At 71.6% G+C, this 20,146-nt stretch carries 20 protein-coding genes; 9 read left to right on the top strand and 11 right to left on the bottom strand.

Features of this window, described 5'->3' with window-relative positions; genetic code table 11:
* Position 1: 1 nt before the first annotated feature.
* On the top strand, positions 2 to 919 hold the full coding sequence (locus tag ACWEVN_RS18050; protein ID WP_452051975.1) for an SMP-30/gluconolactonase/LRE family protein: 918 nt from the start codon (positions 2 to 4) through the stop codon (positions 917 to 919).
* 27 nt (positions 920 to 946) lie between these two features.
* Here ACWEVN_RS18050 and ACWEVN_RS18045 read toward each other — a convergent pair whose 3' ends face one another.
* From ACWEVN_RS18045 to ACWEVN_RS18030, 4 genes are read right to left on the bottom strand one after another with little or no spacing between them, the layout of a single operon-like run.
* Complete coding sequence (locus tag ACWEVN_RS18045) at positions 947 to 1,774, bottom strand: enoyl-CoA hydratase family protein (protein ID WP_452051974.1); 828 nt, start codon at positions 1,772 to 1,774, stop codon at positions 947 to 949.
* Positions 1,771 to 2,463, bottom strand: coding sequence for an SDR family NAD(P)-dependent oxidoreductase (locus tag ACWEVN_RS18040; protein ID WP_452051973.1), 693 nt, complete (start codon positions 2,461 to 2,463; stop codon positions 1,771 to 1,773). The genes ACWEVN_RS18045 and ACWEVN_RS18040 overlap by 4 nt, the downstream gene beginning before the upstream one ends.
* Positions 2,460 to 3,974 (bottom strand): benzoate-CoA ligase family protein, encoded by a 1,515-nt coding sequence (locus ACWEVN_RS18035; protein ID WP_452051972.1) that lies wholly within the window; start codon positions 3,972 to 3,974, stop codon positions 2,460 to 2,462. The genes ACWEVN_RS18040 and ACWEVN_RS18035 overlap by 4 nt, the downstream gene beginning before the upstream one ends.
* Positions 3,967 to 4,719, bottom strand: coding sequence for a creatininase family protein (locus ACWEVN_RS18030; RefSeq protein WP_449686084.1), 753 nt, complete (start codon positions 4,717 to 4,719; stop codon positions 3,967 to 3,969). Before ACWEVN_RS18030 ends, ACWEVN_RS18035 begins: the two co-directional genes overlap by 8 nt.
* Before the next feature lie 48 nt (positions 4,720 to 4,767).
* Here ACWEVN_RS18030 and ACWEVN_RS18025 point away from each other — a divergent pair, with 48 nt between their 5' ends.
* The 5 genes from ACWEVN_RS18025 (at position 4,768) to ACWEVN_RS18005 (ending at position 9,638) form a co-directional block, all read left to right on the top strand.
* The gene (locus ACWEVN_RS18025; RefSeq protein ID WP_452051971.1) at positions 4,768 to 5,583 is read left to right on the top strand and encodes a PaaX family transcriptional regulator; all 816 of its coding nucleotides are present in this window, start codon (positions 4,768 to 4,770) and stop codon (positions 5,581 to 5,583) included.
* A complete protein-coding gene (locus ACWEVN_RS18020; protein ID WP_449686082.1) occupies positions 5,580 to 6,374 on the top strand; it encodes a tryptophan 2,3-dioxygenase in 795 nt (264 codons plus the stop codon). Before ACWEVN_RS18025 ends, ACWEVN_RS18020 begins: the two co-directional genes overlap by 4 nt.
* Positions 6,371 to 7,564, top strand: coding sequence for a kynureninase (locus ACWEVN_RS18015; protein WP_452051970.1), 1,194 nt, complete (start codon positions 6,371 to 6,373; stop codon positions 7,562 to 7,564). The genes ACWEVN_RS18020 and ACWEVN_RS18015 overlap by 4 nt, the downstream gene beginning before the upstream one ends.
* A gap of 194 nt (positions 7,565 to 7,758) precedes the next feature.
* A complete protein-coding gene (locus tag ACWEVN_RS18010; RefSeq protein ID WP_449686080.1) occupies positions 7,759 to 8,832 on the top strand; it encodes a Glu/Leu/Phe/Val dehydrogenase dimerization domain-containing protein in 1,074 nt (357 codons plus the stop codon).
* Positions 8,829 to 9,638 carry a serine hydrolase gene (locus ACWEVN_RS18005; RefSeq protein WP_452051969.1) on the top strand — a complete coding sequence of 270 codons (810 nt, stop codon included), beginning with the start codon at positions 8,829 to 8,831 and terminating at the stop codon, positions 9,636 to 9,638. Before ACWEVN_RS18010 ends, ACWEVN_RS18005 begins: the two co-directional genes overlap by 4 nt.
* Here the strand turns inward: ACWEVN_RS18005 and ACWEVN_RS18000 are convergent.
* Positions 9,614 to 10,282, bottom strand: a complete 669-nt coding sequence (locus tag ACWEVN_RS18000; RefSeq protein ID WP_452051968.1) for a hypothetical protein — start codon at positions 10,280 to 10,282, stop codon at positions 9,614 to 9,616. The genes ACWEVN_RS18005 and ACWEVN_RS18000 overlap by 25 nt on opposite strands.
* Before the next feature lie 217 nt (positions 10,283 to 10,499).
* Complete coding sequence (locus ACWEVN_RS17995; protein WP_452051967.1) at positions 10,500 to 11,444, bottom strand: LysR substrate-binding domain-containing protein; 945 nt, start codon at positions 11,442 to 11,444, stop codon at positions 10,500 to 10,502.
* A gap of 84 nt (positions 11,445 to 11,528) precedes the next feature.
* Here ACWEVN_RS17995 and ACWEVN_RS17990 point away from each other — a divergent pair, with 84 nt between their 5' ends.
* The gene (locus ACWEVN_RS17990; protein ID WP_452051966.1) at positions 11,529 to 12,452 is read left to right on the top strand and encodes an MBL fold metallo-hydrolase; all 924 of its coding nucleotides are present in this window, start codon (positions 11,529 to 11,531) and stop codon (positions 12,450 to 12,452) included.
* Here the strand turns inward: ACWEVN_RS17990 and ACWEVN_RS17985 are convergent.
* The 5 genes from ACWEVN_RS17985 to ACWEVN_RS17965 all read right to left on the bottom strand — a co-directional run bounded on the left by ACWEVN_RS17985 (position 12,442) and on the right by ACWEVN_RS17965 (position 16,858).
* A complete protein-coding gene (locus ACWEVN_RS17985) occupies positions 12,442 to 13,557 on the bottom strand; it encodes a glycosyltransferase 87 family protein (protein ID WP_452051965.1) in 1,116 nt (371 codons plus the stop codon). The two genes, ACWEVN_RS17990 and ACWEVN_RS17985, sit on opposite strands and share 11 nt — an antisense overlap.
* A gap of 101 nt (positions 13,558 to 13,658) precedes the next feature.
* Entirely contained in the window at positions 13,659 to 14,324 is a 666-nt protein-coding gene (locus tag ACWEVN_RS17980) for a response regulator (protein WP_452051964.1), read from the bottom strand.
* Positions 14,321 to 15,532, bottom strand: coding sequence for a sensor histidine kinase (locus tag ACWEVN_RS17975; protein ID WP_452051963.1), 1,212 nt, complete (start codon positions 15,530 to 15,532; stop codon positions 14,321 to 14,323). The genes ACWEVN_RS17980 and ACWEVN_RS17975 overlap by 4 nt, the downstream gene beginning before the upstream one ends.
* A gap of 101 nt (positions 15,533 to 15,633) precedes the next feature.
* Positions 15,634 to 15,819 (bottom strand): DUF5302 domain-containing protein, encoded by a 186-nt coding sequence (locus tag ACWEVN_RS17970; RefSeq protein WP_310971306.1) that lies wholly within the window; start codon positions 15,817 to 15,819, stop codon positions 15,634 to 15,636.
* 82 nt (positions 15,820 to 15,901) lie between these two features.
* Positions 15,902 to 16,858 (bottom strand): winged helix-turn-helix transcriptional regulator, encoded by a 957-nt coding sequence (locus ACWEVN_RS17965; RefSeq protein ID WP_449686072.1) that lies wholly within the window; start codon positions 16,856 to 16,858, stop codon positions 15,902 to 15,904.
* 125 nt (positions 16,859 to 16,983) lie between these two features.
* On the opposite strand from ACWEVN_RS17965, the gene ACWEVN_RS17960 reads away from it, so the two are divergent.
* Together ACWEVN_RS17960 and ACWEVN_RS17955 are read left to right on the top strand one after the other, a co-directional pair.
* Positions 16,984 to 18,456 carry a carotenoid oxygenase family protein gene (locus tag ACWEVN_RS17960; RefSeq protein WP_452051962.1) on the top strand — a complete coding sequence of 491 codons (1,473 nt, stop codon included), beginning with the start codon at positions 16,984 to 16,986 and terminating at the stop codon, positions 18,454 to 18,456.
* Positions 18,453 to 20,144 carry a class I adenylate-forming enzyme family protein gene (locus ACWEVN_RS17955; RefSeq protein ID WP_449686070.1) on the top strand — a complete coding sequence of 564 codons (1,692 nt, stop codon included), beginning with the start codon at positions 18,453 to 18,455 and terminating at the stop codon, positions 20,142 to 20,144. Before ACWEVN_RS17960 ends, ACWEVN_RS17955 begins: the two co-directional genes overlap by 4 nt.
* The last annotated feature ends 2 nt before the right edge of the window (positions 20,145 to 20,146 follow it).

The raw sequence follows: 20,146 nt of genomic DNA, 5'->3' as shown, positions 1-20,146 counted from the left end.
GATGCGGTTCGGCGAGGTCACGCTGCACCCGGTGAACGGCCACGGCCCGGAGGACGTCGTGGTCGACGCCGAGGGCCGGATCTACACCGGCGTCGACGACGGCCGGATCCTGCGCCTGTCGCCGGACGGCCGGCGCATCGACGTCGTCGCCGACACCGGCGGCCGCCCGCTCGGGCTGGAGCTGTACGGCGAAGACGAGCTGCTGGTCTGCGACGCGCGGGCCGGCCTGCTGGTGGTCCCGCTGGCGGGCGGTTCGCCCTCGGTGCTGGCCACTTCGGCGCTGGGCCTGGACTTCGTGTTCTGCAACAACGCGGCGGTGGCGTCCGACGGGACGGTCTACTTCACGGATTCCTCCCGCCGCTTCGGCATCGACAACTGGCGCGACGACCTGATCGAGCAGACGGCGGGCGGCCGCCTGCTGCGCCGCACCCCGGACGGCAGGATCGACCTGCTCCTGGACGGCCTCCAGTTCGCCAACGGCGTCGCGCTGGCCCCGGACGAGTCGTTCGTCGCGGTCGCGGAGACCGGCGCGTTCCGCGTGTCCCGGGTGTGGCTGGAAGACGGCCGGTCCGACGTCCTCGCCGACGGCCTGTGGGGCTTCCCGGACAACATCTCGACGGGCACGGACGGCCTGATCTGGATCACCCAGGCGTCCCCGAAGGTGGCGGCGCTGGACGTGGTGCGCCGGCTCCCGGCCTTCCTGCGGGCGGGGGTTCGCCGGTTGCCGGCGTCGCTGCAGCCCAGCCCGGGGCGTGAGGTGGGTGTCCTGGGGGTCGCGCCGGACGGGAAGGTCGTGCGCGAGCTGCGCGGCGAGATCGACGGGTTCCACATGCTGGTGGGCGTCCGCGAGTGGCAGGGGCAGCTCTACTTCGGCTCGCTGGAGGAGTCGGCGGTCGCGGTGACGCCGGCCGCCGGGTGACGCTGAGGCGGCGCGCCCTGAGCGGGCTCAGCGGCCCGTCCAGCGCGGCTCCCGCCCCGCGGTCCAGGCCGCGTAGAACTCCTTGTGGTCCTTCGCCGTCATCAGCAGCGCCTGGGTGATCGCCTCCAGCTCGATCGCGCTGCCCAGGTCCATGTCCAGCTCGCGGGTCAGCAGCACCTTCGTCGTCGCGTATGCCAGCGCCGGGCCGTCCGCCAGCCGCCGCGCCAACGCCGAAGCCTCCGAAGCCAGCGACGCGTCGGGGACCACCTGCGAAGCCAGCCCGATCTCCGAAGCCCGCGCCGCCGATACCTTGTCGCCCAGCATCAGCAGCTCCGTCGCGCGGCCCAGGCCGACCAGCCGCGGCAAGAGGTACGCCGATCCCATGTCCGCCCCGGCCAAGCCCACCTTCGTGAACAGGAACGCGAACTTCGCCGACTCCGCCAGCAGCCGGAAGTCGCTGGCCAGCGCGATCACCGAGCCCGCGCCCGCCGCCACTCCGTTCACCGCCGCGATCACCGGGATCGGGCACTCGCGCAGGGCCTTCACCACCGCGCCCGTCATGCGGGTGAACTCCAGCAGCTCGGCCGTTTCGAACTTCTGCAGCTCGCCGATGATCTCCTCGACGTCGCCGCCCGAGCAGAACCCGCGGCCTTCGCCCGTGATCACCAGCACCCGGACGTCCTCGTGCTGCGGCAGCTCGATGACCAGGTCCCGCAGGTCCGCGTACACGTCGAACGTCAGCGCGTTGAGCTTCGAAGGACGCGTGAACGTCACCGTGGCCACCCCGTCGGACACGGCGAACGCGAAGTGCTCCCACTCGCGAGTCAGCGGGGCAGTGGCACGGAACGGGCTCATGACTGGATTCCTCCGCCGTCGAGTACGAGGGTCTGGCCGTTGATCGCGGCCGCTTCCGGGGCCGCCAGGAAGGACACCGCGAACGCCACTTCCGCCGGCTCCAGCAGCCGGCCGAGCGGGGACGCCGCCGCCAGGGCCGCTTCCGCGTCCGAAGTGGACCGTCCGGAGCGGGAGACGATCCGCTCCACCGAAGTCGCCGTCATGTCCGTGCGGACGAACGCCGGGCACACCGCGTTCGCCGTCACGCCGGTGCCGGCCAGCTCCGCCGCCACCGCGCGCATGAAGCCCACCGCCGCGTGCTTCGACGCCGTGTACCCCGCCGTGTAGCGGTAGCCGACGTGCGAAGCCGTCGATGCCACCGTGACGATCCGGCCGCGGTCGCGCGAGCGCATGCCGTCCAGCACCGCGCGCGTGCAAAGGAAAGCTCCGGTTGCGTTCACCTCGAACTGCGCCTGCCAGTCGGCCAGCGAAGTCCGGGAAACCGGGGCGCTGGAGGAAATGCCGGCGTTGTTGACCAGCACGTCCACCGGGCCCGCCGAAGCGAAGTACTCGGCCACGGCTTCCTCGGAGGTGACGTCGCAGTCCGCGCGGCCCGGCGCCAGCACGGTGTCCCCGGCCGCCCGGAACCGGTCGGCGATCGCCGCGCCGATGCCGCGGGTGCCACCGGTGACCACGACCAGGCGGCTCACGGGCGGGCCGCCAGGGCGCGCCGGTCGAGCTTCCCGTTGGCGGTGCGGGGGAGTTCCGGCACGAAGACCACCTCGCGGGGGTACTTGTGCTTGGCCAGGTGGGCTTTCGCGTGGTTCTTGAGCTCGTCGGCCGACACCGGGGACCGCACCACGACGTACGCGCGCGGGACGACCAGGCCGTCGACCGCGTGCCCGACCACCGCGCAGTCGACCACGGCGGCGTGGCCGAGCAGGCAGTCCTCGACCTCGCCGGGCGCGACGAACACGCCGCCGACCTTGAGCAGCGCGTCCGCGCGGCCGTGGTGGCGGAAACACCCGTCCGGATCGCGGCTGAAGAGATCACCGGAGGTGAGCGTGTCGCCGTCGAACGTCCGCGCCGACTTCTCCGGATCGCCGTGGTACTCCAGGGCGATCGTCGGCCCGGTCACCCGCAGCGGCCCGATTTCCCCGTCCGGCAACGGTTCCCCGAGTTCGTCGACGACCTGCGCGGTGTACCCCGGCACCTCCGTGCCCAGCGTGCCGGCGCGAGCTCGCCCGGGCCGGTTCGACAGGTAGATGTGGTACGCCTCGGACGACCCGATCCCGTCCACCACCGGCACGCCGAAGGCCGCGTCCCACCGGCGGTGCAGCTCCGGCGGCAGCGCCTCGCCCGCCGATGTCGCCATCCGCAGGCAGCTCAGGTCCTGCTCCGCAGCGGCCGGGTGGGCGACCATCGCGCTCATCATCGTCGGCACGTTGACCAGAACAGTCGGCCGATGGCGGGCGATCAGCTCGAACACCAGGTCCGCGGTGCTGCGTTCGGGGAACGCGATGCCCGCGGCGCCGACGCCGAACGGGAACAGCGCCACCAGATCACGCGCGTAGCCGAAGAACAACTTCGGCACGGCCAGGACCTTGTCGTCCTCCCGCAGGCCGAGCACCTGGACGGCGTACCGCTCGAAGCTCTCCAGCGGACTGCGCAAGGGGTGCACGCACGCCTTGGGCGCGCCGGTGCTGCCGGTGGTGAACTTCCAGATCCCGATGTCGTCCACAGTGGTCGGTGCCGCTTCGAGGGTGTCCGGGGCCGCATCGACGAGTGTCCGGAAAGGACGTTCACCGGGGCGCAGCTCCGCCGCGGGGACGCCGGTCACCAGGAGGTTCCGGGCCCCCGCTTCGCGCAGCGCGGGCAGCGTGCCGGCGTCCGCGAGCACCACCACGGCCTCGGTGTAGCCGAGGTAGTACGCGTAGTCCTTGGGCTGCAGGAACGGGTAGACCTCGGCGGTGACCGCGCCGATCTTCTGCGCGCCGTACCAGGCCGCGACGAACTCGTCGCCGTCGCTCAGCGCCAGCAGCACCCGCTGTCCCCGGCGGACACCGGCGTCGAGCAGCACGTTCCCGACGCGGTTCGCCAGCGCCGCCAGCGCCGCGTAGCTGATCGCACGGTCCCCGACGTACAGCGCGGTCCGGTCACCCCGGCCGGAAGCCACGTGCCGGTCGAGGAAGTGCGTGGCGAGGTTGAACGGCTCACTCACGGGCCAGCTCCCGGATCGCTTCCACCAGCAGGTCGGTCAACGTCGAGAAGGTTTCCGCGCCCTCTTCCGCGGTCGCCTCGGCGGGCCGGCCGCAGTAGGCGTCCGCCATCCCCATGGCGAGGAAGCCGCCGTCTTCGGGCGCCGAAGCAAGGCTCACGGGTACGTGCGGCAACGTCCGCATCAAGGCCTGGTCCACGAGCTCGGGCCGGTCGGCGAGCACCAGCGACGTCTCGTACCGCCCGGCGTGGCACTCGCCGGACCGGAACTCGTCGGTCAGCCGTTCCGCGTGCCGCCGCCGGACCAGGTCGAGCAGGGCGGTGCGCCCGTCGTAGGCGAAGTTCAGCGTCTCCACCGCGCGCCGCAGGGTGACCAGGTGGGCGGGCTCGAAGTGGTTGTTGACCAGCAGGATCCGCCGGAACCGCTGGCCGATCAGCGCGGACCCGATGTCCACGAGCAGCGAGTGCAGCGTCTCTTCGCCGATGTGGACACCGCCGGCGAACCCGGCCGCGAACCGCGTCACGCCGTAGGGGACTTCGGGCAGGACCAGGACGTGCACCTCGGAATCGGCGGCCAGGCGGGAAGCCGCGCGCTCGCACATCCCGCGCGAGATCAGCGGGTCCGTGCCCAGCGGCGCGTGCGGGCCGTGCGGCTCGATCGCGCCCAGCGGCAGCAGCAGCACCGGCACGCGGTCGGCGTCCGGCAGCGCCGCCACCTGCCGCGAGGTGAGGTCCGCGAAGTACGTCACGCAAATCAAGCTACACCGCAGCGGCCTGAGGTGTATAGAGTTGCGCCCGTGACTGCCGATGCCTTCGAAACCGGCCCTCAGGAGCTGGTCGTGACGTTGCTGGGCAGCTACGTGCACCCGCGCGAGACCCGCCGGGTGTGGTCGGGTGGGCTGGTCGCGGTGCTCGCCGAGCTGGGCTTCTCCGACGGCGCCGCCCGGATCGCGCTCACCCGCCTGGTGCGCCGCGGCCTGCTGCAGCGCCACCGCGAAGGCCGAACCGTGCACTACTCGCTGACCCGGCGCACCATCGCCCTGCTCGCCGACGGCGACCAGCGGATCTTCTCCCTCGGCCGCCGCGAGCGCGCCGCGGGCGAGTGGACCGTGCTGTGGCAGAGCATCCCGGAGAGCCGCCGCCAGGCCAGGGAACGCCTGGTCCGGCGGCTGCGGTTCCTCGGGTTCGGGCCGTACTCCGACGGCACCTGGATCGCCCCGCACGACCGCGAGGCCGAGGTCCTCGCCCTGCTCGGCGAACTCGACGTCACCGAGCACGCCGGGCTCCTGCTCGGCCGCCCGTCGGCCGCCCTCGACGTCCGCCGGTTCGCCGGCCGGGCCTGGGACCTCGACGACCTGGCCGCGCGGTACGCCGCGTTCGTCGGCCAGTTCGGCGGGTACGCGGGGAAGGAGATTTCCGACGCCGAGGCCTTCGAGGTGCGCACCCGCCTGGTGCACACCTTCCGCATGTTCCCGTCGCTCGACCCGGAACTGCCCGCCGTCCTGGTGCCGTCCCCGGACCGCCGGGCCGCGGCGGTCGAGCTGTTCCACGATCTGTACACCGCGCTCGCGCAGCCCGCTCAGCGCCATTTCGACGAGGTGACCAAGGGATGACCGAACCCAGCCCAGCGACCCAGGAAGCCCTGAGCTACACCTCGTACCTCGGGCTCGACGAAGTGCTGAACGCGCAGCGCCTGCGTTCCGACGAGCACGACGAGCTGCTGTTCATCGTGATCCACCAGGTGTACGAGCTGTGGTTCAAGCAGATCCTGCACGAAGCCGCCTTCCTCCAGGCGAACCTGGAAAAGGGCAGCACCGCGCACGCGATCCGGACCCTGCGCCGGATCCTGACCATCCTCAAGGTCGCGGTCGCGCAGATCGACGTGCTGGAAACCATGACGCCCAGCCAGTTCACCAGTTTCCGCGCCCGTTTGGACGCTTCGAGCGGCTTCCAGTCGGCCCAGTTCCGCGAGCTGGAGGCGGTGCTCGGCCGTCGCGACGAGCGCGTGTTCGCGCACTACCCCGAGGACGGCGAGCAGCGGAAACGCATTGCCGAAGCGATGGCGCGACCGTCCTTGTTCGACTCTTTTCTCGCGTACCTCAAGGTTTCTGGCTACGCGGTCGAGTGTGACCGAGACGTCACTCGACCGGTGGAGCCGTCCCCGGCCCTGCAGGCGATATTGCTGGACGTGTACAGCGACGACGGGGGACCCTCGGTCGTCGCCGAATGTCTGGTGGATCTCGACGAAGGGATGCAGGAGTGGCGCTACCGGCACGTGAAGATGGTCGAACGCACCATCGGCGACAAGACCGGGACGGGAGGATCATCCGGCGCGACTTACCTGCGTACCACGCTTTTCCAGCCGATGTTCCCGGATCTCTGGGCCGTACGGAGCCGACTGTGACCACTTTGGACGACCTGCGCGCGGACGCCAACAGCCTCGCCGCGCACTACACCCGGTTCGCGGTGGCCGACCGCCTCCTGCTCTCCGGGCACTCGCACCAGGCCTGGCCGGACGTCGCCGAGGAGGGGCTCCTGGAGTCCTTCGCGGACGCCGCCTGGGACGCCGACGGCAAGTGGGAGCGCGCCTTCGCGAAGGCGGATCAGCTGCGCGCGGGCTTCCGCCTGCTGCTCGGCGACCCGCACGGCGAGTACGCGCTCGGCGCGAGCACCCACGACCTGGTGCTGCGCTTCCTCTCGGCGATGGAACTGCCGCGGCGGCCGCGCCTGGTCACCACCGACGGCGAGTTCCACACCCTCCGCCGTCAGCTCGCCCGCCTCGAAGAGGAGGGCGTCGAGGTGGTCCGGGTGCCGCTCGAGCCGGTGACGACGCTCGCCGAGCGGGTCGCCGGCGAGGTCGACGGCAACACCGCCGCCGTGCTCGTCTCGGCCGTGCTGTTCGAGACGTCGAGGCTGGTCCCCGGCCTGGCGCACCTCGCCGACGTCTGCCGCGGCCGGTCGATCGAGCTCGTCGTCGACGCCTACCACGCGCTCGGCGTCGTCCCGTTCCCGCTGCACGACCTCGGGCTCACCAACGCCTGGGTGCTCGGCGGCGGCTACAAGTACCTGCAGCTCGGCGAGGGCAACTGCTTCCTGCGGCTGCCCGCGCACGCCCAGGAGCTGCGGCCGGTGATCACCGGCTGGTACGCCGAGTTCGGCGCCCTCGCCGACGAGCGCCACCCCAGCGCCGTCCCGTACGCCACCGGCGGCGACCGGTTCGCCGGCGCCACCTACGACCCGGTCAGTCACTACCGCGGCGTCCGGGTCCAGCGGTTCTTCGCCGAGCACGGGCTCACCCCGGAGTTCCTGCGCGAGGTGTCCCAGCACCAGGTGGGCCTGCTCGCGGAGGTGTTCGACAAGCTCGGGTTGCCGGAGGACGTCGTCACCCGCGACCGCGAAACGCCGCTCGGGATGCTCGGCGGGTTCCTCTCGCTGCGCTGCGCCGACGCCGCCGGGCTGCAGACGGCACTGGCCGCCCACGGCGTCCGCACCGACAGCCGCGGCTCCCACCTGCGCTTCGGCCCCGCGCCGTACCTCTCCGACACCCAGCTGGAGACGGCGATGGGCACCCTCGCCACGGTGGTGCGCGGCTGAGTCAGGGGCCCCTGTTTCCCGTGCTACCGGTCCGTATGGCGGGACCTGCACTGGTCCGGCGGACGGTGAAGATCTAGGTTGGTGCCGGGACCCGGCCGAGTGGCGGACGACCTCCGCCCGGCGCCGGTTCCCGGCCACCCTCACGCGCGTCCCGGCCACGAAACCGGGCGCGGATGACAAAGGAGTCACCACCCGTGACCGAAGGAGTGTTCGCCCGGGGCACCGGGCACGAACAGGTCGTGTACTGCCACGACCAGGCCAGCGGCCTCCAGGCCATCATCGGCATCTACTCCACCGCGCTCGGCCCCGCCCTGGGCGGGACGCGCTTCCACCCCTACGCCACCGAAGCCGACGCGCTCGACGACGTCCTCGCGCTGTCCAAGGGCATGGCGTACAAGAACGCGCTGGCCGGGCTCGACCTCGGCGGCGGCAAGGCCGTCATCCTCGGCGACCCGAAAACGCTCAAGTCCGAAGCGCTGCTGCGCGCGTACGGGCGTTTCGTGCAGTCCCTGGGCGGCCGCTACATCACGGCGTGCGACGTGGGCACGTACGTGCAGGACATGGACGTCGTGGCCCGCGAGTGCCGGTACGTCACCGGCCGCTCGCCCGAGGACGGCGGCGCGGGCGACTCGTCCGTGCTCACCGCGTTCGGCGTCTTCCAGGGCATGCGGGCCTCGGCCGAGCACGTCTGGGGCAGCCCGGACCTGGCCGGCAAGCGCGTCGGCGTCGCGGGGGTCGGCAAGGTCGGCCACATCCTCGTCGGGCACCTCGTGGAGGCGGGCGCGCAGGTGACGATCACCGACGTCTACGCGCCGGCGATCGCCCGCACGCTCGAGAGCTACCCGTCCGTGCAGGTGGCGTCCGATGTGGACACCCTGCTGCGCGCCGAGCTGGACGTCTTCGCGCCGTGTGCGCTGGGCGGTGTCCTCAACGACGAAACGGTGCCGGTGCTCGGCGCCCGCATCGTCTGCGGCGCGGCGAACAACCAGCTCGCCCACGCGGGCATCGACAAGCAGCTCGCCGACCGCGGCGTCCTGTACGCCCCGGACTACCTGGTGAACGCGGGCGGCGTGATCCAGGTCGACGACGAGCGCCACGGCTTCGACTTCGAGCGCGCGAAGCGCAAGACGACGGCCATCTTCGACACGACGAAGGCGGTGTTCGCACTGGCCGAGACGGACGGCGTACCCCCGGCCACGGCGGCCGACCGCCTCGCCGAGCGCCGGATGGCGGAGGTCGGGCGGCTGCGGTCCATCATGACCGTGTGAGTCTTTCCGGGTTCTTCGAAGCGGCGGGCGTGCGGGGCTTCCTGCACGCCCGCCGGCTCGGTTCCGCCGATGCGGTGGGCGTGGACGCCGACTCGCCGGTGGTGCTGGCGTCGGTGGTGAAGGTGCCCCTGGCGTACGAATTCGCCCGGCAGGTCGCGGCCGGGCTGCTGGATCCGGCCGACCGGGTGCAGGCGTCCGCGGCGGACCGCCTGGGCGGCACCGGATCGGCGGGGTTCGCGGACGACGTTTCCTACAGTCTCCGCGACGCGGCCCTGCTGGCGCTGACGGTGTCCGACAACACCGCCGCGGACCTGCTGTTCGACCGCGTCGGCGTGGACAACGTCCGGTCGCTGCTGGCCGAACTGGGTCTCACGCGGACTTCGGTGATCGGTGCCCCACGGGACGTGCTGCGCACGATCATCGAGGACACCGCGGCGGGCCGCCCACCGCGGGCCCTGGATCCGCTGCGGACATCCGCGACCACACCGCGCGAGATGACGGCGCTGCTGGCGGCGCTCTGGGCGGACGAGGTGGCCGCGCCGGTCCGCGAGTGGATGTCCGCACAGGTCAGCTGGCACCGGCTGACCGCGGGATTCCCGCCGGAGGTCGCGGTGGCGGGCAAGACGGGCACGATGCCGGGAATCCGCAACGAAATCGGCGTCGCAACGTACCCGGACGGCACCGCGTACGCGCTGGCGGTGTTCACGACGGGCGGGTCCGAGACGCTGCGGCGCCCGGACATCGACCACGCGATCGGCGCCGCCGCACGGGCCGCGGTCGATCAGCTGCGGTCGAGGTTCGCCTGATATGGTTCTGTCGCGTCAGGATCGGTCTTTGTCAAAATCATGGCGCCAACTCCCCCTCTCGTTGAGAAATAATTCAGCTCGTAGCAGCTGCACGACAGGAACAACCTTGTTTTGCCGAATCCCAACACGTTCTTGTCGATATGCAGTGTGGCCGAGTAGTCCTCGGCGTAGCCGGACTGGCCTTTCAGGGTCATGTTTCGCCATTTCACTTCCAGTGTGTCGGCGGACGTCCTTTTCATGCAATCCAGGGTGGCCCAATCGGCACCGTCGTTGAAATCGATGATCCTGAAGTCGTCGTAAGTACTCGCGAATGCCGCTTTGACGTCCACGGGAATCTCCTCGCCCGGCGTGCACCTGTTCGGCTGCAGGCCATCCCAGAGGTAATTGCGAACGAGGGTGTTGATGTGTTGCCGTTCCCCGGGAATCTCGGACTCGAGGTGGGCAAATTTCTGGATCACGGCGGCCCGCGTGACTGCGTTCCCGGATGATAGTTGGCCGTAGGCGTTGGCCAGGGCTGTCTCCTCCTGACTCTGTGCTGCAAGCTGAGCTTGCCATTGGCTTGTCTGAGCCTGCTGCTGACCTGTCATGGCATTATTTGCAGTGAACCACAACGTCACGACGGCGGCGAATGACGCAAGCCGCATCCATCCCTCCCAGACGGCGAACTTGTTCAGGCAGGCTACGACTCGAGTCGTCCGTCGCGCGGGTCGACGGGCCTTCCGGGTAGTGGTCTTCATGCGTCGCAAACCGGCTTTGGGAACGTTGATGGGTCTCGACGTGATGATTCGTCGTTCTCGCGATAGGGAGCTCGCCATGGCGGCATAATGGCAGGCGTGGCCGTGGAACCCGGGCCGCGGTCGATCAGCTGCGTTCGTAGAACACATCCCACGGCCGGGCGGCCTGCGGCTCCGGCACCAGCCGTGAGACGCCGTCGCGGCGGAGGACCTCGGCAGCGACCTCGGCCAGCTTCGCCGCCTGGGGGTGCGGGGTGGTCGAGGGCCAGGCGAAGGCCATTCGCGTCCGCAGCACCTCGCCTTCGAGCGGCCGCCACACCACGCGCGGCTCCTTGCGGGCGCCGGGTTCGAAGGCCACGCCGTGGCCGGCCAGGACCAGGCCGAGCACGAATTCGGGGTTGCGGGCGTGCCGGATCGCGGCCGGGCGGAAGCCGTGGTCCCAGCACGTGCGCAGCAGCAGGTCGTAGCTCCCCGGGGCGGCCGCGCGCGGGGCGTGGACCAGGCCTTCCCCGGCCAGGTCGGCGAGGGCGAGCCGGGTGCGGCGGGCGAGTGGCGAGTCGCGGGGGAGCAGGACGCCCAGCGGGGTGTCGACGACCGGGCCGAGGTCGAGCCCGGCCGCGTCCACCGGCAATTGCAGGAGGCCGGCGTCGAGGGCGCGGTCGGCGAGCAGCCGGGCCTGTTCGGCGGTGGTCAGTTCCTGCAGGTCCAGCCGGACGGCCGGATACTGCTCGCCGAACTTCGTCAGGATCGCGGCCAGCACCCGGCCGGGCAGGTCCGGGGGGACGCCCGCCCGCAGGCTGTCCAGCTCCCCGCGTTCGGCCTTCGCGACGAGCGCCGTCAGGCGATCCCACCGGGAGAGCAGGTCCCGGGCTTCGGTACGCAGCACCTCGCCGGCCTCGGTGAGGGTGACGCGGCGGCCGCGTTCGAACAGCCTTGCGCCCAGCTCGGCTTCGAGCCGCCGGATGCGCTGGCTCAACGGCGGTTGCGCTATCCCGAGCCGTTCGGCAGCCCGTCCGAAGTGGAGTTCTTCGGCGACGACGAGGAAGTACCGCAGCGAGCGAAGGTGGTCCACGCTGCGACGATAGCCGTTCGCGTATCGACAGGGCGGTGTCGTGATCTTGGACAGCACGGTCCCGGTCGTGGTCGGGTGTCCGGTATGGACAAGGGATTGAGCAGGCGCGGGCTGTTCGGCGCGGGTGCGGCGGCGGCCGCGATCCTGGCGGGCACCCCGGCCACGGCCCGCGCGGCTTCCGGCCTGACCCTGCGCTGGTGGGGGAACAACGGCTGGGAGATCCGCGTCGGACCCAAGACGGTCCTCATCGACCCGTGGCCGACCCGGTTCAAGACGGGCACGTACACCCCGGCGGGCGCGGACCCGCGCACGCCGCTCTCGGTGAACCGCGCGCTGATCGACGGCTACCTCGACCGCGGCTTCCTCCACGCGGACCACATCCTGGTGACGCACGGCCACTACGACCACCTGACCGACGTCCCGTACCTGGCGAAACGCACGGGAGCGACGGTCATCGGCACCGAGACGCATTTGAGTCTCATGGCCGCGTTGGGCGCCCCGGAGGACCAGCTGTCGATCGCGACCGGCGGCGAAGACCTGACGTTCGACGGGTACTCGATCCGGGTGCTGCGGTCGCTGCATTCGGCGACGGGACCCCGGGCGCAGGTGGCGTTCCCGGGCACGCGGCCGCTGTCCCGCCGTGATCGGCCGCGGGTGATCTCCGATCTGCTGGAGGGCGGCACGCTGGCGTACCTGGTGTCCGGCGGCGGGTCGAGCGTGCTGGACCTCGGCGGTTCGAACTACGTCGAGTCCGAGCTGGCGGGGCTGCGCCCGGACGTCGTGCTGGTGCCGCCGGGCGGGGCGAAGGTCCGGGAGTACGTCCCGAGGCTGCTGCGGACGGTGGGCCATCCACGCTGGGTTGCGGCAACGCACTGGGACGACTTCGACCTGCCGCTGGGGCAGGTGAAGGACGCCGGAGGCCTGGAAGCACTGCGAACGGCGGTGGCGGCGGCGAGCCCGCGCAGCGAGTTCGTGGTCCTGGACCACCTCGGCGAGTTCACACCGTAGCCCGGGCCGATCGGCGGCGGAGGGCCGTCACGACGAGCGCCACGCCCGCGACGACGGCGATCAGGAGGTAGGCGTTGCCGATGATCGCCTGCCCGGTGGTCCAGGCCCGTTCCCGGCCTTGGCCGCCGGGCACCACCGCCACCGTCCAGCCGGTGAACACCACCGCGACGAGCAGCGCGGACCGCCGCCGGCCGGCGGCGAGCAGGTACCCGAGCGCGGGCGCGATCCACACCCAGTGGTGCGTCCAGGAAATCGGGCTCACCAGCAGTCCGCACCCGGCGGTGACCAGCAACGCCCCGCCGTCGTCGCCCGCCCGGTGCCGCCATCGGACGACGATCGCCGCACCCACCACGAGCAGGACCGCGACCGCGAGTGGCCACGCCTGCCCGGGGAGCGTCCGCGCCGCGAACCCGGCCCACGACTGGTTGCCCACCCAGCCCTTCATCTGCGCGAAGTGGTCGTTGAAGAGGGCGGACGTCCAGTACCGTGCCGAATCGCCGGGCAGTAGCACGGCGCCGAGCGCGGTGGCCCCGCCGAAGGTGCCGAGAGCGCGGAGCGCGTCCGCCCGGCGGCCGGTCAGCAGCAGGTGCCCGACGAAGATCAGCGGGACCAGCTTGACGGCGGCCGCGAGGCCGATGAGGACACCGCCCGCCGAGCCACGCCGGCGCCGCACATCGGTGACCACGAGCGCCATCAGCACCAGGTTGAGCTGGCCCAGCCCGACGGTCTGCCACACCGGCTGGAGGGCGAACGCGGCCGCCGGTGCCGCCGCCCCCGGTGCGTACGGGCGCAGCGCCAGCACCAGTGCGGGTGCCGCGGTCATCGCGACCAGGCCCCAGCACCACTGCGCGGGCAGCGCCGCGAACGGCGTGAAGAGCAGTGCCGCGAACGGCGGGTAGGTGAACGGCAGCTCGGGCGCCCAGCCGGGCAGCGCCGACAGGTGCCCGTAGAGGGGTTCGCCGCGCAGCACGGCGATCCCGCCGGCGCGGTACACCGCGGAGTCCACGCCGAGCGGGCGGCCGAGCACCCACCACAGCACCGCGACGAGCGCGAAGGCCGCCGTCACCGTCAACGCCACGATCGCTGTACGCCGCTCGATCCCCATGGCGCCACGATGATCGATGCCGCGCGCCCGGTCGTCGTGCCGGGGTGCCGTCTTCCGGTGGTACCCGGGTAGGGCCGCCGGGCCCGGGTGCTACCCCGGTACTACCGGCCGGGCACCACGATGCCCGCTTCGTAGGCGGCCACGACCGCCTGCGCCCGGTCGCGCGCGCCGAGCTTGCCGAACACCCGGCTGACATGGGATTTAGCGGTTTGCTCGGCGATCACCAGCGCGTCGGCGATCTCCGTGTTGGACAGTCCTTTCGCGACCAGGCGGAGTACTTCGGTCTCCCGCTCGGTCAGGCCCGCGATCCCGGAGCTGCCCGGGGAGCCGGTCTCGGCGGACCGGCCGCGGACAGCGAACTCGCCGATGAGCCTGCGCGTGACCGAAGGCGCGAACAGGGCATTGCCCGCCGCGACCACCCGCACCGCGACGACCAGGTCGTCCAGCGGCGCGTCCTTGAGCAAGAACCCGCTGGCGCCCGCGCGAAGCGCACCGTAGACGTACTCGTCGATGTCGAAGGTCGTCAGCATCAGCACGCGGACGTCACCGCTCGAACCGAGGATGCGGCGGGCCGCTTCCAGCCCGTCCATGCCGGGCATCCGGACGTCCATCAGCACGACGTCCGGGGAGAGTTCCGCGCAGCGCGCCACGGCTTCGACGCCGTCCGCGGCCTCGCCCGCCACCCGGATGTCGTCCTGGGCGTCGAGAACGGCGCGGAAACTCTGCCGGACCATGGTCTGGTCGTCGGCGACGAGCACGGAAATCACACGTCCTCCTCGTGGTCCAGGGGCAGGTCCGCGACGACCTCGAACCCGCCGTCGGCGGTGGGTCCGGCCACCAGCGTGCCACCGAGCATCGCGGTCCGCTCCCGCATGCCGAGCAGCCCGTGCCCGCTGGTCCCCGCCGCCCGGGCGGGACCACCCGGGGCGTTGCGCACCACCGCGTGCACGGAACCGGCGCCGACCCGCAGGTCCAGCTCGATCGCCGCCCCCGGCGCGTGCCGGACCGCGTTGCTCAGCGCCTCCTGCACGATCCGGTAGGCGGACAACGCGACGCCCGCCGGGAGCGCGTCGAAGTCACCGTGCACCCGCACGGTGCAGGCGGTCCCGAGCGCACGCACCCGCTCCACCAGCTCGGTGACCCGGCTGACACCGGGCTGCGGCGCCACCGGCCCGGCGGTGCTCTCGGTCCGCAGCACGCCGAGCAGCCGGCGCATCTCGACCATGCCTTCCCGCGCGGTCCCGGTCAGCTCGGCGAACTCGGTGCGCAGGTCGTCCGGCAGGCCGGGGAAGCGGTAGCGCGCGGAATCGGCGCGCAGCGCGAGCACGGACATGTGGTGGGCGACCACGTCGTGCAGCTCCCGGGCGATGCGCGCGCGTTCCTCGAGGACGGCGGTCCTCGTCTCCTCCGCCGCCCGCCGCCGCTGCTGCTCGGCGCTTTCCCGTTCGGCGACCCGCCGCTGCCGCACCGCGTTGCCGCCGAGCAGCAGCGCGGTCATCAAGGCCACCAGCAACGCCAGGTCCCGCCAGTCGCCGGCCCAGACGGCCATCGCGGCGGCCGACACCACGCCGACCACGACCAGGACGGCCTGCGCGTGGGCTGCCGCGACCAGGAACCAGACCAGCGCGGCCGTCAGCGCCAGGCCCGGTGACCACGGCCAGCCCCACAGGCGCGGCAACGCCGGGTACGCCACCGGGGTGGCCAGGATCAGGACGAGGAGGAGCCGCCACGCCCACAACGGCGAACGGACGGCGACGAGCGCGGGCACCACCGTCGCCGCCACCAGCCCGAAGGCGAGCGGGGCGGCCGTTCCCCCCGGCGTCGTCTGGCTCGCCAGGAACCCGCCCCAGAGGCCGATGCCCACCACGGCGACGGCCCGCAGCCGGGCCAGCCCGGCCGACCGCGCCCGGACGTCGGGCCGGACCCCGGCGTAACCGGCGTGCCGGACGACTCGCCACGCCTCGTCCCACCGCACCCGGCCCACCCTAGGACGCCCGCCGTGCGCGGGTACGCCGAAGGCCACCACGAACCCGCGTTCGTGGTGGCCTTCGGAAGCTTGCCGTCAGTCCCGGAAGCTCAGCCGCTCTTGCGGCGGAACTGGCGCTTGTTCGCCGCCGGGCCGTGGGCGTGCTGGTTCTTGCCGCCGCCGTTCTCGTGGGCCGCGCCCGCTCGGGCGTGCGCCTGCTTGCGCTCCAGGGCCTCGCGGAACTTGCGCTTGACGTCGTCCTCCTCGCCGCTGGGCGACGGGTCCGGTTCACTCATGCTTACCTCCGAAAACGACGACGTGTGACCGCTCCAGCCTGGCACCACTCCCACCGCTTGGCGAGCCGATTTCCGTCACCCTTCAGCGTTTGGGCGACGGCACGCCGCCGAACTGCACCGACTTGCGGGTCAGCGGGCGGCCGCAGTGGTCGCACAGCAGCATCGGGCGCAGGCGCTCGCCGCATTCGACGTGGTGCAGCGTGATGTCCGGCTCCTGGCCCGTCACCTCGAACCCGCGCGACCACTCCGCGATGAACGCCAGCGCCGGGAAGAACGCCAGGCCCTTCGCCGTCAGGCGGTAGTCGCGCGCGTCCGTGCGGGTGGCCGCCGCTCCGGTGCGCAGGACGCCGACCTCGACCAGCTTGCTCAGCCGGGCCGACAGCACGCTCGGCCCGATGCCGAGCTCGCGCTCGAACTCCGAGAAGTGCCGGCAGCCGAGCAGCGCCGACACCAGCAGCCCGGTCGACCAGCGGTCGCCCAGCAGCTCCATCGTGTCCGGGAAGAACATCAGCGGGTCGCCGGCCAGCGAGTCCGCGTCCTTGCGGCGGAAGCGCTTGGACGCCGTCGCGGCGGCGACACCGGTGCTGTCCAGCCGTTCCGCGCGGACGTCGCGCGCGTCGACCCGGCGGCCGCAGGCGGCGCAGCCCAGGGGCGCTGATGTAGCCAGCTCACAGTCGAGGTGGATCAGCGTCGGCAGCACCTCACGGCGCCCTTCGACCCACTCGCGCTCCCATGCCCAGATCGAGATCAGCAGCGGCCACAGCTCCAGGCCGCGCTCGGTGAGCCGGTACTCGTGCCGCGTGCGGCGGGCGTCCCGGTACGGCACGCGGGTCAGCATGCCCGCGTCCACCATGTCCCGCAGGCGTCCGGACAGCGCCGTCGGGGAAATGCCCAGGCGGAGGCGCAGCTCCTCGTACCGCCGGAAGCGCAGGAACAGGCTCTGCAGGATCAGCAGCGTCCACTGGTCGCCGACCAGCTCGAGCGCCCGGCGGAGCGGATCTCCCGCCGGCCGTACGCGCTGTGCAGTCGCCTCCACCACTTCGTCCCCCTCGTTACATCGCCTCCGAAGGGTAGCACCTGACTACACCAAAAGAAGCCTATTGACAGCTGGGTACACAAATCATAGTCTCGTTGCCATCACCCCGCGCAGCCAGGGAGCAGCCGATGACCAGCACCTCCGAACAGCCGCTGATGGTGGCCCGGACGGCGGACGCGGACGAGGCGAACCCCTACCTGCTCGGCGTCTACGCCCCGGTCGGCACCGAGATCGACGCCGATGACCTGCAGGTCATCGGCGAAATCCCGAAGGACCTGAACGGCGTCTACCTGCGCAACGGCCCGAACCCGCGGTTCGCCCCGGAAGGCCGCTACCACTGGTTCGACGGCGACGGCATGATCCACGCCGTCCACCTGGAGAACGGCAAGGCCCGCTACCGCAACCGCTGGGTCCGCACGAAGGCCTTCGAAGCCGAGTCCGCGGCCGGCAAGGCGCTCTGGACCGGCGTCATGGAGAACCCGCAGGGCAACCCCTTCGGCAATAGCCACGGCCTGGGCCTCAAGGACAACGCCAACACCGACGTCGTCTTCCACCGCGGCCGGATCCTCGCCACCTGGTACCTGTGCGGCTCGCCCTACGCGGTCGACCCGCTCTCGCTGGAGACCCTCGGTGCCGACGACTTCCTCGGCACGCTGGCCGGCGACATGATGGCCCACCCCAAGGTCGACGAGGCCACCGGCGAGCTGTTCTGGTTCGACTACGGCCCGCGCCCGCCGTACCTGCGCTACGGCGTGATCAGCGCGGACGGCCGGGTCGTCAGGACCACCGACGTCGAGCTGCCCGGCCCGCGCCTGCCGCACGACATGGCCATCACCGAGCGCTACGCGGTGCTGATGGACCTGCCGCTGGTGCAGGACCTCGCGGCGGCGAAGCAGGGCCGCCACAAGCTGCACTTCGACCGCTCGATGCCGAGCCGCTTCGGCGTCCTGCCACGCTACGGAGACGGTAGCCAGATCCGGTGGTTCGAAGCGAGCCCGTGCTACATCTACCACGTCGTCAACGCCTGGGAAGAGGGCGACGAGGTCGTCCTCGACGTCTGCCGCGTGAGCAAGCCGGCCCCGCGGGCCGACGCGCACACGCCGCTCGCCAAGATGCTGTCCTACCTGCGGCTGGACGCCCAGCTGCACCGCTACCGCTTCGACCTGCGGACCGGCGCGTGCCACGAGGCGCCGCTCGACGACGACAACACCGAGTTCCCGACCGTCGACGCCCGCGGCGTCGGACGGCGGAACCGGTACTCCTACGCGGTGCACATCTCGCCCGAGTCGACGCTGAAGTTCGACGGGCTGGTGCGCCACGACAATCTTGCCGGCACGAAGACCGAATACCGGTTCGGTCCCGGCCGGTGGGGCAGTGAGGCTCCGTTCGCACCCCGCGAAGGAGCGGCCGCCGATTCGGCGGACGGTTATCTGGTGACGTTCGTGCAGGACGAGCGCGAGGGGCGCTCGGAACTGGACATCTTCGACGCCGCCGAGCTCGCTGCCGGACCCGTGGCCAGGGTCCTGCTCCCCCAGCGTGTCCCGCTCGGTTTTCACGCGACCTGGGTCCGGGCGGACCAGCTGGAAAACCTCCGTTCATGAGATGCCATCGAGAGGGTCGCGCCCGGGACTTCCGGGCGTGGGGATGGTGGAGTGCGGAGACGATCGACCGGCTCGTGAAGGAGCGGGTAGGTGCCGACCCGGAGGGTCTCGCGCTGGTCGATCCACCGAACACCACCGCACTGGTCGGACGCGACCCGGTGCGGTGGACCTGGAGCCGGCTCGACGAACGCGTCGACGTCCTGGCCGCGTTCCTGCTCGCCGGAGGGGTGCGAGCAGGTGACGTCGTGGCCGTGCAGCTGCCGAACTGCTCGGCCCTGGTGCAGGCGTTCCTCGCGATCGTGCGGATCGGCGCGATCGTCACCCCGTTCCCGGTGTCCTACCGGGAACACGAACTCGGCCCGATGTGCCGGCGCACCGGTGCCGTCGGGGTGGTGACCGCATCCAGATACGGCGAGCACGAGCTCGCCGGGGCGGCCCTTGGGCTAGTAGGCGCTTCGGCGCCGTCGGTCCGGTTCGTCGTCGCCTCGGGGGACGACGAACCGGCCGGCGCCCTGGCCTGGCCCGAAGCCCCACTGTCCGAAGTGGAGAAGTCCGCTTTGGACTCGCAGCTGGCCGAAGCCGACGTGAACGACTGCGTCACCATCTGCTGGACGTCCGGCACCGAAGCCGAACCGAAGGCCGTCCCGCGCTGCCACGGCGATTGGCTCGCGACCGCGCGCGGCTGCGTCCAGGCCGCCGGGATGACCCGCGAAGACGTCCTGCTTTCGCCGTTCCCGATGACGAACATGGCCGGCATCGGCGGCATGTTCCTGCCGTGGCTGCTGACCGGCGCCGTGTTCGTCCCGCACCACCCGTTCGACCTGCCGGTGTTCCTGGGCCAGCTCGCGGCCGAGCGGGTGACCTACACGCTCGCGCCACCGGCGTTGCTGACCATGCTGCTGCACAACGAAAAGATCCTGTCCGGAGTGGACATTTCGGCGCTGCGCAAGATCGGTTCCGGTTCGGCGCCGCTGTCACCGTGGCTCGTGCGCACCTGGGCCGAGCGGTACGGCATCGACCTCATCAACTTCTTCGGCTCGAACGAGGGCACCGCGCTGCTGTCCGGTCCGGTGGACATCCCCGATCCGGATCAGCGCGCGACCTACTTCCCGAACTACGCCTCGGACGTCTCGTGGTCGACCCCGGTGGCCGGCTGGACATCGGTGCGGCTGCACGACCCGGTCACCGGCGAGCGGGTGACCGAACCCGGACACCCCGGCGAGCTGCACATCGCCGGGCCGACGGTGTTCGCCGGATACCTCACGGAGATGGGGGAACCGCTGGACACCTCGTCGTTCGACGAAGACGGGCACTTCCGCACCGGCGACGTCTTCGAGATCGACGGCGAGCGCGGCGAATTCCTGAAGTACGTCGACCGGATGAAGGACCTCGTGATCCGCGGCGGCATGAACATCTCGCCCGCCGAGGTCGAGGGCCTGCTGGCCGGGCACCCGGACGTCGCCGACGTGGGGGTGGTCGGCGTGCCCGACGACGTCATGGGGGAGCGGGTGTGCGCGGTCGTCGTGCCGGGGGCGCGCAAGCCGACCCTGGACGAGCTGGTCGCCTACCTGCGCGAGAAGAAGATCGCCGCGTTCAAGCTGCCGGAACGGCTCGAGTACGCCGACGCCTTGCCCCGCAACCCGGTGGGGAAGATCCTGAAGCGGCAGCTGCGGGAGAGCCTGGGGTGAGG

Source organism: Amycolatopsis sp. NPDC003861 (genome assembly GCF_053605405.1).
The sequence above is the reverse complement of the archived record's forward strand: the minus strand, read 5'-3'. Positions and strand labels throughout refer to the sequence as shown.